At 69.1% G+C, this 15,264-nt stretch carries 11 protein-coding genes; 9 read left to right on the top strand and 2 right to left on the bottom strand.

Translation table 11 applies throughout. From position 1 onward, the window contains the following. Positions 1 to 1,110 (top strand): S-(hydroxymethyl)glutathione dehydrogenase/class III alcohol dehydrogenase (locus CVM50_RS09180; protein WP_100148409.1); only part of this gene is annotated, 1,110 nt, incomplete at its 5' end. Further along, positions 1,110 to 1,949, top strand: a complete 840-nt coding sequence (gene fghA / locus CVM50_RS09175) for an S-formylglutathione hydrolase (protein WP_085889515.1) — start codon at positions 1,110 to 1,112, stop codon at positions 1,947 to 1,949. The genes CVM50_RS09180 and fghA, both read left to right, overlap by 1 nt. Before the next feature lie 94 nt (positions 1,950 to 2,043). On the opposite strand, the gene CVM50_RS09170 is transcribed toward fghA, so the two are convergent. Together CVM50_RS09170 and CVM50_RS09165 are read right to left on the bottom strand one after the other, a co-directional pair. After that, complete coding sequence (locus CVM50_RS09170; protein WP_085889516.1) at positions 2,044 to 2,748, bottom strand: TetR/AcrR family transcriptional regulator; 705 nt, start codon at positions 2,746 to 2,748, stop codon at positions 2,044 to 2,046. A 227-nt stretch (positions 2,749 to 2,975) separates the two neighbouring features. Beyond that, entirely contained in the window at positions 2,976 to 3,524 is a 549-nt protein-coding gene (locus tag CVM50_RS09165; RefSeq protein ID WP_085889517.1) for an ActR/PrrA/RegA family redox response regulator transcription factor, read from the bottom strand. A gap of 212 nt (positions 3,525 to 3,736) precedes the next feature. On the opposite strand from CVM50_RS09165, the gene regB reads away from it, so the two are divergent. The 7 genes from regB to addA all read left to right on the top strand — a co-directional run bounded on the left by regB (position 3,737) and on the right by addA (position 15,243). Further along, a complete protein-coding gene (gene regB, locus CVM50_RS09160; protein ID WP_085889518.1) occupies positions 3,737 to 5,149 on the top strand; it encodes a sensor histidine kinase RegB in 1,413 nt (470 codons plus the stop codon). Positions 5,150 to 5,257: 108 nt separating this feature from the next. Continuing rightward, positions 5,258 to 6,616, top strand: coding sequence for a PAS-domain containing protein (locus tag CVM50_RS09155; protein WP_143515635.1), 1,359 nt, complete (start codon positions 5,258 to 5,260; stop codon positions 6,614 to 6,616). Positions 6,617 to 6,737: 121 nt separating this feature from the next. Next, the gene (tsaE, locus tag CVM50_RS09150; RefSeq protein ID WP_085889520.1) at positions 6,738 to 7,229 is read left to right on the top strand and encodes a tRNA (adenosine(37)-N6)-threonylcarbamoyltransferase complex ATPase subunit type 1 TsaE; all 492 of its coding nucleotides are present in this window, start codon (positions 6,738 to 6,740) and stop codon (positions 7,227 to 7,229) included. Continuing rightward, positions 7,226 to 8,245, top strand: coding sequence for an aminoglycoside phosphotransferase family protein (locus tag CVM50_RS09145; protein ID WP_085889521.1), 1,020 nt, complete (start codon positions 7,226 to 7,228; stop codon positions 8,243 to 8,245). Before tsaE ends, CVM50_RS09145 begins: the two co-directional genes overlap by 4 nt. Beyond that, entirely contained in the window at positions 8,221 to 8,904 is a 684-nt protein-coding gene (locus CVM50_RS09140; RefSeq protein WP_085889522.1) for a nucleotidyltransferase family protein, read from the top strand. The genes CVM50_RS09145 and CVM50_RS09140 overlap by 25 nt, the downstream gene beginning before the upstream one ends. Then, complete coding sequence (gene addB / locus CVM50_RS09135; protein WP_085889523.1) at positions 8,897 to 11,863, top strand: double-strand break repair protein AddB; 2,967 nt, start codon at positions 8,897 to 8,899, stop codon at positions 11,861 to 11,863. The genes CVM50_RS09140 and addB overlap by 8 nt, the downstream gene beginning before the upstream one ends. Next, a complete protein-coding gene (gene addA / locus CVM50_RS09130) occupies positions 11,860 to 15,243 on the top strand; it encodes a double-strand break repair helicase AddA (RefSeq protein ID WP_085889524.1) in 3,384 nt (1,127 codons plus the stop codon). The genes addB and addA overlap by 4 nt, the downstream gene beginning before the upstream one ends. The last annotated feature ends 21 nt before the right edge of the window (positions 15,244 to 15,264 follow it).

Raw genomic sequence — 15,264 nt, 5'->3', positions numbered from 1 at the left:
ATGAAAACCCGTGCAGCCGTCGCCTTCGAGGCGAAGAAACCTCTGGAAATCGTCGAGCTCGACCTGGAAGGCCCGAAGGAGGGCGAGGTCCTGGTCGAGATCATGGCCACCGGCATCTGCCACACCGACGCCTACACTCTGGATGGTCTCGACAGCGAAGGCATCTTCCCCTCCGTTCTGGGCCACGAAGGCGCCGGCGTCATCCGGGCCGTGGGTCCGGGCGTGAAATCGGTGAAGCAGGACGATCACGTCATCCCGCTCTACACCCCCGAGTGCCGCCAGTGTAAATCCTGCCTCTCGGGCAAGACCAACCTGTGCACCGCGATCCGCGCCACCCAGGGCCAGGGCCTGATGCCCGACGGCACCTCGCGCATGTCCTACAAGGGCGAGGCGATCTACCACTACATGGGCTGCTCGACCTTCTCGAACTTCATCGTGGTGCCGGAGATCGCCGTGGCGAAGATCCGCGAGGACGCACCCTTCGACAAGGCCTGCTACTGCGGCTGCGGCGTGACCACGGGCGTCGGCGCCGTGACCAACACCGCCAAGGTGACGCCCGGTTCGAACGTCATCGTCTTCGGCCTGGGCGGCATCGGTCTGAACGTGATCCAGGGCGCCCGCATGGTCGGCGCGGACAAGATCATCGGCGTGGACCTGAACGACGCCAAGGCCGACTGGGGCCGCAAGTTCGGCATGACCGATTTCGTGAACCCCTCGAAGATCGACGGCGACATCGTGCAGCACCTGATCGCCATGACCGACGGCGGCGGCGACTACACCTTCGACTGCACCGGCAACACCATGGTGATGCGCCAGGCGCTGGAAGCCTGCCACCGGGGCTGGGGTGTGTCGACCGTGATCGGCGTGGCCGAGGCGGGCAAAGAGATCTCCACCCGTCCGTTCCAGCTGGTGACGGGCCGCGTCTGGAAGGGCTCCGCCTTCGGCGGCATGAAGGGCCGCACCGAGGTGCCGAAGATCGTCGACTGGTACATGAACGGCAAGATCGAGATCGACCCGATGATCACCCATGTCCTGACACTGGAAGAGATCAACAAGGGCTTCGACCTGATGCACGCCGGCGAGAGCATCCGCTCCGTGGTGGTCTTCTGATGGACACCGTCAGCACCAATCGCGCCTTCGGCGGCACGCAGGGTGTCTACAAGCATGTCTCGACGGAGACGGGGACCGAGATGACATTCTCGGTCTTCGTGCCCGATCACGCGGAGGGGGAGATCCTGCCGGTGGTCTGGTACCTGTCGGGACTGACCTGCACCCATGCCAACGTGACGGAAAAGGGCGAGTTTCGCGCCCATTGCGCCAAGCATGGCCTGATCTTCGTGGCCCCCGACACCTCGCCGCGCGGCGAGGGCGTCGCGGATGACGCGGAGGGCGCCTATGATTTCGGTCTCGGCGCCGGGTTCTACGTGAACGCCACCGAAGAGCCCTTTGCCGCCAACTACCGGATGCAGGCCTATGTCGAGGACGAACTGCCGGCCCTGATCGCCGATCAGTTCCCCGCCGACATGTCCCGCCAGGGCATCATGGGCCATTCCATGGGCGGCCATGGCGCGCTGACCATCGGGCTGCGCAATGCCGACCGGTTCAAGGCGGTCAGCGCCTTCGCACCCATCGTCAGCCCGCTGAACTGCCCCTGGGGCGAGAAGGCCCTGACCGGCTACATCGGCGCCGACAAATCCGCCTGGCGCCAGTATGACGCCTGCGCCCTGATTGAGGATGGCGCCCGTGTGCCCGACCTGCTGGTCGACCAGGGCACCGCCGACGATTTCCTGGAAGGGCAACTGAAGCCGGAACTGCTGGTGGAGGTCTGCAAGGAGAAGGACCAGCCGCTGACCCTGCGCATGCAGGAGGGCTATGACCACTCCTATTACTTCATCTCGACCTTCATGGGCGAGCATCTGGACTGGCACGCCGCTCGGCTGAAGGCCTGAGGCCCGCGCGCCGCAGGCGCAACCGGACCGGAGAGAGACAACGGGCGGGCCTTCGGCTCCGCCCGTCTTTGGTTCGACCGGCCCTGGCCGTCGCTCAGGGCATCTGGCTAATCCGCATCAGGCCGGCGCTGCAGAAGGGCATCAGCCGCTCGTAGACCTCGTCCAGGTTCGAGAAGTCCGCCCGGTCGAGGTCCACCGTCGCAGAGCGTATCTCGCCGGAAAGGCAGCGCGTCGTCAGGGTCAGCAGGAAGGTCAGACCGTACATCACGTTCTCCTCCCGGGCACCGGGCAACGATGTCAGGATGGCCTCGACATAGTCCCGGGCCGTCTCGTCGAAATGCTCGGCGATCAGAGCGTCGAAACGGGTGTCCTGCGAAGTGTAGGCGACCATCCGGACATAGCTGACCCAGCCGGGGTCCTGCGATTTCATCTTGTCGAACAGCGGGCGCATGTAGGTGGCAACCACGGTCTCGGTGTCCAGCGTGCCAGCCGCCCGAAGCTCGGCCAGTCGCTCCCTTCGCAGGCGCGCCAGGTCCGGCGCCCGGCGGGCAATGGCCGCGGCAAACAGGTTTTCCTTCGAGGAAAAGTAGTATTTCACCAGCGCCAGGTTCACCCCGGCTTCGCCGGTGATCCGGCGCAGGGACACCGCGTCGTAGGGGCCCGTGGCAAACCCCCTCTCGGCCGCGTCGAGGATCTTGTCCCGGGTCGCCTTGCCGTCCGCCCTGACTGCGGTGCGTTCCTTTTCTCCCGCACCGGATGCGGCGGGCCTCTCCTGCGGTACAGGCGTCTTATTCGTCAAGTGCTCGCGGCCCCCTCAGACCTCTCGTCCCTCGTTCCAGGTCCGGGTCGGAGCCGCCGAGGTCAGTGGGCCGGTCTGGAAGACCCGAAGGTATCTCCCATAGCGGTGACACCACCCCCATCCATTAGCGGTTCACCACAGGAAACCGGAACATCGGTGCGTTCTTCCGATGCAAACAAAGTCGAGGCAGGACATAGCGAGCTTTTGCCCGGGATGGCACCAATTCCTCACCGCGGAGAGCGTTTGGCGAGAATCCGCTGCAACGTACGGCGGTGCATGTTCAGCCGGCGGGCCGTTTCGGAGACGTTGCGGTCGCAAAGCTCGTAGACGCGCTGGATATGCTCCCAGCGGACCCGATCGGCGCTCATCGGGTTTTCCGGTGGCGGCGGCAGCTCATCTCCGGTGGCCAGCAGGGCGTTGACGATGTCTGTCGCATCGGCGGGTTTGGCCAGGTAGTCGGTGGCGCCGACCTTCACCGCGGCCACGGCGGTGGCGATGGCGCCATAGCCGGTCAGCACGACGATCCGGGCATCGGGGCGCTTTTCGCGCAGCACCTCGACCACGTCGAGGCCATTGCCATCCTCCAGCCGCAGATCGCAGACCGCATAGGCGGGTGGACGGGCGGTGGCGATGGCGCGACCGGCGGCCACGGTCTCGGCCGTCTCGACGTCGAAGCCGCGCTTCTCCATCGCCTTGGCCAGGCGTTTCAGGAAGGGCTCGTCGTCGTCGAGAATAAGAAGCGACCGGTCTTCGCCGATCTCGCGCAGGTCGGTCATGTCGTCCTGTCCCATCAAGGTGATAAAAGGGCGGCCAAAGCGCGCCTCGGACAGTAGTAATGCGCTGATTCCAAGCCGTCAAACCGGCGCGGATCACTTTGCCGCAGGGGCAGGGCGCCGACCGGCTGGGTGCCAGCCATCGCATTGCCTTGGCCGACGCGGCCCCCTATCAACAACGGGCGCCGCGGGCGCCGTACAGACAGGAGCATGCCATGGCCTCGCCGGACACATCCCCCGACACGGCCGAAATATCCCTGCCCCAAGGCCAGTACCGCGGCAACTGGATCCGTCTGCGCACGCTGGTCCTGCTTCGCTGGGGCGCGATCTGCGGCCAGCTGTCGGCGCTGGTGGTGGCCGGGCAGATCTACGGGCTGCAACTGGAATACGGCGCCTGTCTCTTCGTCATCGGCCTGTCGGTGATTTCCAACCTGATCACCGGCTTCGTCTTCCCCGAAAGCAAGCGCCTGAACGAGGTCGAAAACCTCGCCATGGTGCTGTTCGACCTGCTGCAACTGGGGGCGCTGCTCTACATCACCGGCGGGTTGCACAACCCCTTCTCGATCCTGATCGTGGGACCGGCGACCGTCTCGGCCCTGGCACTGTCGGCGCGGATGACGCTGTTCGTCGGCTCCACCGCCATCGTGCTGGTCACCCTGCTGGCCGAGTTCCACCTGCCGCTGCGCACCGCCGACGGACAGATCCTGGAGGTGGCGCAGGTCTTCCTGTTCGGCAACTGGCTGGCCATCGTCATCGCGGTGATCTTCCTCGGGATCTATTCCCGCTGGATCGTCAACGAGATGCACTCCATGTCCGACGCCCTGCAGGCCACCCAGATGGCGCTGGCCCGCGAACAGAAACTGACCGATCTGGGCGGCGTGGTCGCCGCCGCCGCGCATGAGCTGGGCACGCCCCTGGCGACGATCAAGCTGACCTCGGCCGAGTTGATGGATGAGCTGGAGGACCAGCCCGAGCTGGCCGAGGATGCCCGGCTGATCCGCGACCAGGCCGACCGTTGCCGCGACATCCTGCGGTCGATGGGACGGGCCGGGAAGGACGATCTGCACATGCGCCAGGCGCCCCTGTCGACCGTGGTCGAGGAGGCCGCCGAACCGCACCGCGACCGGGGGATCGAGATCCATTTCTCCCATGGCGACGGAGACACCCCTCCCCCCGCAATCCTGCGTCGCCCCGAGCTGATCCACGGGCTGCGCAACCTGGTGCAGAACGCCGTCGATTTCGCCCGGTCCGAGGTGCGTGTCGAAAGCCGCTGGACCGAGGACACGATCTCGGTCCGGATCCTCGACGACGGGCGGGGCTTCTCGCAGACGGCTTTGGGTCGCATCGGCGATCCTTTCATGCGCCGGCGCTGGTCCTTTTCCGAAAGCCAGGAACGGCCGGGGTACGAAGGCATGGGCCTGGGGCTCTTCATCGCCAAGACGCTGCTGGAACGCACCGGGGCCGAGCTGATCTTCGCCAACGGGAACACCCCGGCGGCGGAGATGAAAGACGGCGCCCACCCGGGCCTGCGCGGGGCCATCGTCGAGGTCACCTGGCCGCGCCGATTGATCGACGCCCGCGAGGGGGACAATGCCCTGCGCCCCGGTCGCAACATCCCCTTCGTGTGACGCCCAGTCGCGCTCCTCTTCACCCGGGTTCGCCGGATCGAAGAGATTGGTTAATCAATTCTTTACTCTTGCCTCAGCATGCTTCCGGCTGAGCAGGAGGATTTTCCCGTGACGCCAATTGACGTCAGTTCATTCAATAGCCTGACCCTTTTCGAACTCGCCCTGGCCTTGCCACTAAGCCTTGCCCTGACCCTTGCCGCGCTGATCCTGGTGCGATCGCGCCATCGGGACCGGGCCGTGCGCGCGCGCCCGTCCCAAAGGTCGCGGCCATCCCACGCCGATTTCAGGCCGGACCGCTTCCAGCCGGGCCCGGACCGCTTTCAGACGGAGCCGGACCGGGGCGCGGCCCCCTCAGGTGGCGCGCGGATCCCCCTGGAGGACCGGTTCGAACATCTGCCGATCCCCAGCTGGGTGATGACCGACGACGGGCTGATCGAGGACGGCAATGCCGCCTACGAGAAGATCGCGGCGCGCCTGCAAACCTCCGACGACATCCTGGCGCCCCTGCGGCGCAGCGACGAACGCAGTGACGAACGGCCAGGCTTCACCTACCGCGCCCGCCTGCCCGTGGAGGGACGCCAGGGCGAAAGGTGGCTCGACATCTCGGCCCGACGCAGTGCCGGCGCCTGGGACTGTGCCGCGCAGGACGTCACCGCCCTGGTCGAGGCCGAGCGGGCGCAGCGCGATTTCGTCCAGACCCTGACCAAGACCTTCGCCCAGCTGTCCACCGGGCTGGCCATCTTCGACCACGACCGGCAGCTGATCCTGTTCAACCCCGCGCTGCTGGACCTCACGCAGCTCAGCGCGGAATTCCTGGCCTCGCGCCCGGCGCTGTCGCATTTCTTCGACCACCTGCGCGACCGGCAGATCATGCCGGAGCCGAAGAACTACGCCACCTGGCGCGAACACCTGTCGCATCTGGTCAGCGCCGCCACCGACGGTCGCTACCAGGACACCTGGAGCCTGCCCGGCGGCGCGACCTACCGGGTCAGCGGGCGGCCCCATCCCAACGGCGCCGTGGCCTTCCTGTTCGAGGATATCACCGACCAGATCGCCATGACGCGCCGCTTCCGCCAGCAGCTGTCGCTGTCGCAAAGCGTGCTGGACGCCTTCACCGACGGCATCGCGATCTTCGATGCTTCGGGCACGCTGTCCTACTGCAACAGTGCCTATCGCCAGCTTTTCGGCCTGCCCGAGGCCACCGACCTGGCCGGGGTCACCACCGACGATTCCCTGCGCCTCTGGGCCGGACAAAGCGAGGACAGCGCCGCGCTGGAGCCGGTGCGCCGGCAGCTGGAGCTCTATCGCGGGGGCGACGGCGCGCGGCACGAGGTCGTCCTGAAAGGGCGCGGCCCGGTCAGTTGCACCGTGCTGTGCCTGGCCGGTGGCGCGCGCATGGTCAGCTTCGGCGCGCGGCCGGGGCAATTCGTGCCGCTGCAATCGCCCGAACGGCTCGACAGCGCCTGAGTGCAAGGTCCCGGGCCGGGGCGCGATCCGCGGTCCTGATCCACGCGCCTGACCGCCGGGGGATGCCGCGGGCCACGAAACCCGCTTGCGGGGGCGGGCCTGCCGGGTAATGTCGGCAGGGATGAGCAGCACCCCGTTTCAAGACATCTTCCTGCCCGCGCCGGAGGCCACCGCAGGGCTGGCCCGCCGCCTTGGCGCGCGCCTGGCGCCCGGCGACGTAATCCTGCTGTCGGGCGGCATCGGCGCCGGCAAGACCCATTTCGCCCGCGCCCTGATCCAGTCCCTGCTGGCCGAACCGGAGGATGTGCCCTCGCCCACCTTCACCCTGGTGCAGGAATACGACACCACGCACGGCCCGCTGTGGCATGCCGACCTCTACCGCCTGTCCGACCCGATGGAGGTGGTGGAACTGGGCCTCGAAGAGGCCTTCGAGACCGCCATCTGCCTGGTGGAATGGCCCGACCGCCTGGCCGACCTGACCCCCGCCGACGCCCTGTCGCTGGAACTGACGGCCCTGCCCGACAATGACGGTGAGGCGCGGCGGCTGGTGATCCATGCCCCCGCCCGCTGGCAGCCCCTTCTGACCGAGATCCTGAAAGAGACCGACGCATGAGCCGCGACGCCGAGAAACGCGCCTTCCTCTCCGGCACCGACTGGGCGGGGGCAGAGCTGCGCCCGCTGGCCGGCGATGCCTCGCTGCGCAGCTACCAGCGGCTGCACCGCGCCGATGGCAGCACCGCGGTGCTGATGGACGCGCCACCGGGCAGCGGCGAGGACATCCGCCCCTTCTGCGCCATGGCGCGGCACCTCACGGCCCTGGGCCTGTCGGCGCCCGCATTGCTGAAGGAAGACGCCGGGGCGGGCCTGCTGCTGCTGGAAGACCTCGGCGATGCGCTCTACGCCCGGGTAATCGCCGAGGATCCCGCCCTGGCCGCACCGCTCTACGATGCCGCCGCCGAGGCGCTGCGCGTGTTGCATGCCGCGCCGCCGCCCGAGGGGCTGGCTGCCTATGACACCGGCATCATGACGCAGATGAGCGTGCTGGCCTACACCTGGTACCAGGCCGGCGCCACGGGGCAGGGGGTGCGCAACCTGCCCTTCTTCGTCACCACGCTGCAACCGCTGCTGGCCGCGCTGGAGGCCGAACCGCCCGTCGTGATCCTGCGCGACTACCACGCCGAGAACCTGCTCTGGCTGCCCGACCGCGCCGGCGCCGCCCGCACCGGCCTGCTGGATTTCCAGGACGCCATGCTGGGGCACCCGGCCTATGACCTCGTCTCGATGCTGCAGGACGCGCGGCGCGACGTGGACCCGGCGCTGGAAGACGCCATGGTGCCCCGCTTCGCGGCCGCCACGGGGCGCGACCCGGACACCTTCCGCCGCGCCTATGACCTGCTGGGCGTGCAGCGCAACCTGCGCATCCTCGGTGTTTTCGCCCGGCTGTCGATGCACTATGGCCGCCCGCGCTACGTCGATTTCATCCCCCGGGTCTGGGGCCTGCTGTGCCGCAGCCTGGACCGACCGGGGCTGGAGCCACTGCGCGAGCGCCTCCTGACCGACCTGCCCGAGCCCACCCCCGAGATCCTCCAGACCCTGAGAGACAAATGCGCGACCGTCCCGCAGCCCTGATGCTTTTCGCCGCCGGCCTTGGCACGCGGATGCGGCCCCTGACCGACGACCGGCCGAAACCCCTGGTCGAGATCGCGGGCCGGCCGCTGATCGACCACGCGCTGGCGCAACGCGGCGACCTGCGGCTGAAGACCGTCGCCAATGCCCATTACCGCGCCGAACAGGTGGAGGCGCATTTCGACGGGAGTGACGTGACCGTGCTGCGCGAGGCGCCCGCGATCCTCGACACCGGGGGCGGGTTGCGCAACGCCCTGCCAGCCCTGGGCGAGGGGGCGGTTTTCACCCTGAACACCGACGCGGTCTGGAAGGGCCCCGCCGCCCTGCCGCTGCTGGCCCGCGCCTGGGACCCGGCGAAGATGGACGCCCTGCTGCTTTGCGTGCCGCGCGACCAGACCCGCGGCCATACCGGGCCGGGCGATTTCACCACCGACGAAGAAGGGCGCGGCAGTCCCGGCCCCGGCGCGATCTATTCCGGGGCGCAGATCATCGACACCCGGCTGATGGACGGGATTGAGGGCCCGGCCTTCTCCATGTGGGAGCTGTGGCGCCGCGCCCTGGCCCATGACCGGCTCTACCTGCTGGCCTACCCGGGCCTGTGGTGCGACGTCGGCCGCCCCGACTGCATCCCCATGGCCGAGGACATGCTGGCCGATGACTGAGCTGCGCCTCTTCGACCGGCCCGGGCCACGCCTCTTCGGCCTGCCGCCCGGCGCGGATTTTCCCGCCGAGCTGCTGCGGGGGCTGGAGGACCGGCTGGGCGACGCCCCGCCGCATGCGCGCGCCCGGGTGCAGATCGTGGTGAACACCCGCCGCATGGCCCGTCGCCTGCGCCGCCTCTACGACAGCGGCCCGGCCCGGCTGCTTCCCCGGATCGACCTGCTGACCGGCCTCGACTGCCGCGCCGCGATCCCGCCCTCCGTCTCTGCCATTCGCAGGCGTCTGGAACTGATCCGCCTGATCTCCGCCCTGCTGGACGCGGAGCCCGACCTGGCGCCGCGCGCCGCGCTTTACGACCTGGCCGACAGCCTGGCACGGCTGCTGGACGAGATGCAGGGCGAGCGGGTCACGCTGGATGACATCGCCGCGCTGGACGTGTCGGACCTGTCCGGCCACTGGGCGCGGGCACAGCGTTTCCTGGAAATCGTTGGGCAGATCCCGCGCAGCGACGACCTGCCGGACCCCGAGGAACGTCAGCGCCGCGTGGTCGAGACGCTGATCGCGGAGTGGGAGGAAAACCCGCCGCAACACCCGGTGATCCTGGCGGGCTCCACCGGGTCGCGCGGCGCCACCCACCTGCTGATGCAGGCCGTGGCGCGTCTGCCGCAGGGCGCCGTGGTGCTGCCCGGGTATGATTTCGACCTGCCCGACGCGATCTGGTCGGAACTGGACGACCCGCTGACCGGCGAGGACCACCCACAGTACCGGTTCCGCAAGCTGATGCTGGGCCTCGGGCTGGAGCCCGGCGAGGTGGGCAACTGGGTCGAGGGCGCCGCCGCCGACCAGGCCGAGGACAGCGCGCGCAACCGCCTGCTGTCCCTGGCCCTGCGCCCCGCGCCCGTCACCCACCAGTGGCTGGAGGAGGGCCCCGGGCTGGGCGCCCTTGGCCCGCCGACCGAAGGCATCACCCTGGTCAAGGCGCCGGGCCCGCGGGCCGAGGCCATGGCCATCGCCCTGCGCCTACGTATGGCCGCCGAAGAGGGACAGACCGCCGCCCTGATCACCCCCGACCGGATGCTGACGCGCCAGGTCTCTGCCGCGCTGACCCGTTGGGGTATCACCCCGGACGACAGCGGCGGCACGCCCCTGCAAACCACCGCGCCAGGCCGCCTGCTGCGCCAGGTCGCGGACCTGCTGCACGCGCCCCCCACGGCGGTGCAGTTGCTGGCGCTGCTGAAACATCCGCTGACGCATAGTGGCGAGGGGCGCGGTACCCACCTGGACCTGACACGCGGCCTGGAACTCTACCTGCGCGGCGAGGCGCGGCCCCATCCCGGCCCCGACGATATCCGCGCCTTTGCCGCCACCCGGGAGGAAGCCCTGGCTGCCCCCTGGGCCGAGTGGCTTTGCACCACCGCCTTCGCCGCCGCCGCGCCGGAACCGGTGCCGCTGGAGAAGCGCGTCGCCGATCACCTCGCCCTGGCCGAGGCCATCGCGCGCGGCACAGATGCGGCGGGCAGCGGTACGCTCTGGCTGCGGGACGCGGGCGAGAAGGCGCGTGGCGTGATGGACCGGCTGGCCGAGGATGCCCCCCATGGCGATGCCCTCTCGGCCCGCGACTATGGTGATCTGGCCGGCGCGATCCTGGCCACCGAGGAGGTCCGCAACCCCGATGAGCCGCACCCCAGGATCCTGATCTGGGGCACGCTGGAGGCCCGCGTGCAGGGCGCCGACCTGGTGATCCTGGGCGGGCTGAACGAGGGCAGCTGGCCCGAGGCGACACAGCCCGATCCCTGGCTGAACCGACAGATGCGCAAGGCCGCGGGGCTGCTGCTGCCGGAACGCAAGATCGGCCTTTCGGCCCATGATTTCCAACAGGCCGTTGCCGCGCGCGAGGTCTGGCTGACCCGCGCCACCCGCAACCAGGACGCCGAAACCGTGCCCTCGCGCTGGCTGAACCGGCTGACCAACCTGCTGAACGGCCTGCCCGGCCAGGGCGGCGCCGAGGCGCTGGCCGAGATGGAGGCGCGCGGCGCCCATTGGCTGGACCTGGTGCGCCAGGTCGAGGCGCCGATCGCCGCCCCCAAGGCGCCGCGCCCCTCGCCCGCGCCGCCCGTCGCCGCGCGGCCCCGCACCTACTGGGTGACCGACATCCGCCACCTGATCCGCGACCCCTACACGATCTACGCCAAGCGCATCCTGCGCCTGCGCCGGCTGAACCCGCTGATGCGCGACCCCGACGCAATGATGCGCGGGATCGTATCCCACACCGCCATCGAAACCTTCGTGCAGGGCGTCAATGCCGGGGAAATCCCGCTGACCCGCGGCGCGCTGCTGTCCACCGTCGCGCAGGTGCTGGACGCCGACGTGCCCTGGGGCGAGGCCCGCGCGCTGTGGCTGGCGCGGCTGGAACGCAACGCCGACTGGTTCATCGCCGGCGAGGCGGCCCGCCAGGCCGAGGCCGTGACGGTCCATACGGAGGAGAAGGGTGAAGCCACGATTACGGAGCTGGGCATCACCCTGGCCGCCAAGGCCGACCGGGTGGACATCGACGCCCAGGGCCGTGTGCATCTGTTCGACTACAAGACCGGCGAGCCGCCCAGCAAGGCGCAGCAGAAGGCCTTCGACAAGCAGCTGCTGCTGGAGGCCGCGATTGCCGAACAGGCCGGATTTGCCCGCATCGGCCCCCGCGACGTGGCCCGCGCCACCTACATCGGGCTGGGCACCAACCCGAAGGAGGTCGAGGCGCCGCTGGACGAGGAAAGCCCGGCGCTGGTCTGGGAGAAATTCACCGAGCTGGCCCGCGCCTGGGCCGATCCGGGGAAGGGCTACACCGCGCGGCGCGCCATGGAAGAGATGCGCACGGGCAGCGATTACGACCAGCTGGCGCGCTTCGGCGAATGGGACGATACCGACGCGGCCCTGCTGACGCCGCTGGTGATGCAAGGGGGCGAGACATGAAACGCGATCCCGCCTCCGACCGGCAAATCCGCGCGGCGGAACCCGGCCGCTCCACCTGGCTGGCCGCCAACGCCGGGTCGGGCAAGACCCGCGTGCTGACCGACCGGGTGGCGCGGCTGCTGCTGAACGGCGTGTCGCCGCAGAACATCCTGTGCCTGACCTATACCAAGGCCGCCGCGTCGGAGATGCAGAACCGCCTGTTCCAGCGTCTGGGCGAATGGGCCATGCTGGACGATGCGGCGCTGCGGGCGGCCCTGCAGCGCCTTGGCTTCGAGGATGTGATCGACGGCGCCCGGCTGGCGCGGGCACGCACGCTCTTTGCCTCCGCCATCGAAACGCCCGGCGGGCTGAAGATCCAGACGATCCACAGCTTCTGCGCCGCCCTTCTGCGCCGCTTTCCGCTGGAGGCTGGCGTTTCGCCACAGTTCCAGGAGGTCGACGACCGCAACGCCCTGATCCTGCGCGACGCCGTGGTCGAGGAGATCGCGGAAAGTGAGGATGCCGAGGTGCTCAGCCGCGCCGCCCTGCTGACCACGGATGAGAATTTCCGCGGCCTGACCGGCGAGATTGCCCAGTACCGCGACCTATTCGATACGGCTCCGGATGGAGACGCGCTGGATGAGCTTCTGGGCCTGCCGCCGGGCATGACCCCCGACGCAGTGCTGGAACTGGCCTTCACACGCGCCGACATGGAACGGCTGGGCCATCTGGTCGAGGCGCTGCGCGGCGGCACCACCAAGGGCGATGAGACCGCGTTGCACAAGCTATCGGTGCTGACCGGGCCGTCGCTCGCGGCGCTGTCGGTGCTGGAGGATGTTTTCCTCACCGGCGCCACGGCGAAGGAGCCCTTCTCGCCTTCCTCCCGCTTCCCCTCTGCCGGGGTGAAAAAGGCCCACGCCCACCTGATGCCCGAGATCGAGGACTGGCAGGCCCGTGTGGCCGAGGCGCGGGAGCTGCGGGTGGCCCTGCTGGCGCGCGACAAGGCGCAGGTGCTGCAGGATTTCGCCCGCGCCTTCCTGCCCCGCTACGCCCGCGCGAAAGAGGCGCGCGGCTGGCTGGATTTCGACGACCTGATCCTGCGCACCCGCGAGCTGCTGACGAATACCGTTGTTTCCCAATGGGTTCTCTGGCGGCTGGACGGCGGTATCGACCATATCTTGGTGGATGAGGCGCAGGACACCAGCCCGGTGCAATGGCAGGTGATAGCGGCGCTGGCGCGCGAGTTCACCTCGGGCGCAGGCGCCCGCGATGGCGTGGAACGCACCATCTTCGTGGTCGGCGACAAGAAGCAGTCGATCTATTCCTTCCAGGGCGCCGACCCCTCCGGTTTCGACCGGATGCGCGCCGATTTCGGCGCCCAGCTGGCCGAGACGGGCCAGCCGCTGCAAGTGTTGGAGCTGGAATACTCCTTCCGCTCCGCCGGGGCGATCCTGGGGCTGGTCGACCGCGTCTTCGATGGCCGCGAAGAGGCCGGGTTCACCACCGACCAGCGGCACAAGGCGTTCAAGGACGCCATGCCGGGGCGCGTGGATCTTTGGCCGCTGGTGGAAAAGCCCGAGGTCGAGGACAAGGAGGATTGGTGGGATCCGGTGGACAAGCCGGGGCAGAACAATCACCACGTCCTGCTGGCCCGGCAGATCGCGGAAGAGATCCAGCGCATGCTGCAGGACCGCGTGCCGGTGCCTGTCGAGGTGGGGCATACGGGGCAGTATCGTGCGCGGCCGATCCGGCCCGGTGACATCATGATCCTGGTGCGTTCTCGGTCACGCGTCTTCCCGCATCTGATCGCGGCCTGCAAGGCGCTTGGCCTGCCGATGGCGGGGGCCGACCGGTTGAAGGTGGCCGCGGAACTGGCGGTGCGCGACATCACCGCCCTGCTGAACTTCCTCGCGCTGGAACAGGATGACCTGAGCCTGGCGGCGGTGCTGAAATCGCCCCTGTTTGGCTGGGATGAGCAGCGCCTCTTCGACCTGGCGCAGGGCCGAGGCCGACGGACCCTGTGGCAGGTGCTGCGGCAGAACCCGGAAACCTACGCCACCGAACTGTCCCTGTTGCACGACCTGCGCGACCAGGCGGATTTCCTGCGCCCCTTCGACCTGATCGAACGGCTGCTGACCCGACACGAGGGGCGGCGCAAGCTGCTGGGACGGCTGGGGGAAGAGGCCGAGGATGGCCTCGACGCCCTGCTGGGCCAGGCGCTGGTCTATGAACAGACCGAGATCCCCAGCCTGACCGGTTTCCTGGTCTGGATGGAGGCGGACGAGCTGCAGATCAAGCGGCAGGCGGACAGTGCCAGCAACCAGATCCGGGTGATGACGGTGCATGGCGCCAAAGGGCTGGAAAGCCCGGTGGTGATCCTGCCCGACAGCCTGAACTCCCCCGACCAGGACCGCGCCCAGGTGCTGCCGACGCTGGACATGCCGCTGTGGAAGGTGAAGGCCACCGAGGAGCCCGCCGCCATGCGCGAGGCCCGCGAGGCGCGGCGCGCCCGCGCCGAGGAGGAACGCGACCGGCTGCTGTACGTGGCCATGACCCGGGCGGAAAAATGGCTGATCGTCTGCGGCGCGGGCAAGATCGCCAAGGACCGCAGCGATTGGTACGCCCGGATCGAGGACCAGATGGCCGAGATGGGCGCGGGCGAACACGCCTTCCCCGGCGGCGAAGGGCTGCGGCTGGAAAACGGCGACTGGGCCGGGCTGGCGATGGACGACACGCCGCCCACGCCCCGCGCGCGGCCCATGCTGCCCGACTGGGCACGCCAGATGGCGCCCCCGGCGGAGGGGCCGGAACAGACGCTGTCGCCCTCCGTCGATCTGGGCGGGGCCAAGGCCCTGGCCGGCGAGGACGGACTGGACGAGGAAGCCGCGAAACGGCGCGGGCGGCAGGTGCACCTGTTGCTGGAACACCTGCCCGGCAGCGACCCGGACACTTGGGAAACGATGGCCGACACCCTGCTGGGCGAGGGCCCCGACCGGGCCGAGCCGGCGGAACTGGACCTGCTGCTGGCCGAGGCGCGCGGCGTGCTGACGAAACCCGCCACCGCACGGTTCTTCGCCACCGAGGCCCTGGCCGAGGTGCCCGTCACCGCCACGCTGGAAGAGCTGGCCGGGCGCCGCATCCACGGCACCATCGACCGGCTGATCGTCGGCGAGGACGAGATCTGGGCGGTGGATTTCAAGACCAACGTGACGATCCCGGACCGGCCGGAGGATACCCCCGAGGGCCTGCTGCGCCAGATGGGCGCCTATGCCGCCGCGCTGACGCAGATCTATCCCGATCACCGCATCCGCACGGCCCTTCTGTGGACCCGTTCAGCAACCCTGATGGAGCTGCCCCACGATCTCGTCATGGCGGCCCTGCGCCGCAGCGACCCTTCTTGACCCCTATCCCACGGATACCTA

The organism is Pseudooceanicola marinus (assembly GCF_002786295.1).
Lineage (GTDB): Bacteria > Pseudomonadota > Alphaproteobacteria > Rhodobacterales > Rhodobacteraceae > Pseudooceanicola > Pseudooceanicola marinus.
The sequence above is the reverse complement of the archived record's forward strand: the minus strand, read 5'-3'. Positions and strand labels throughout refer to the sequence as shown.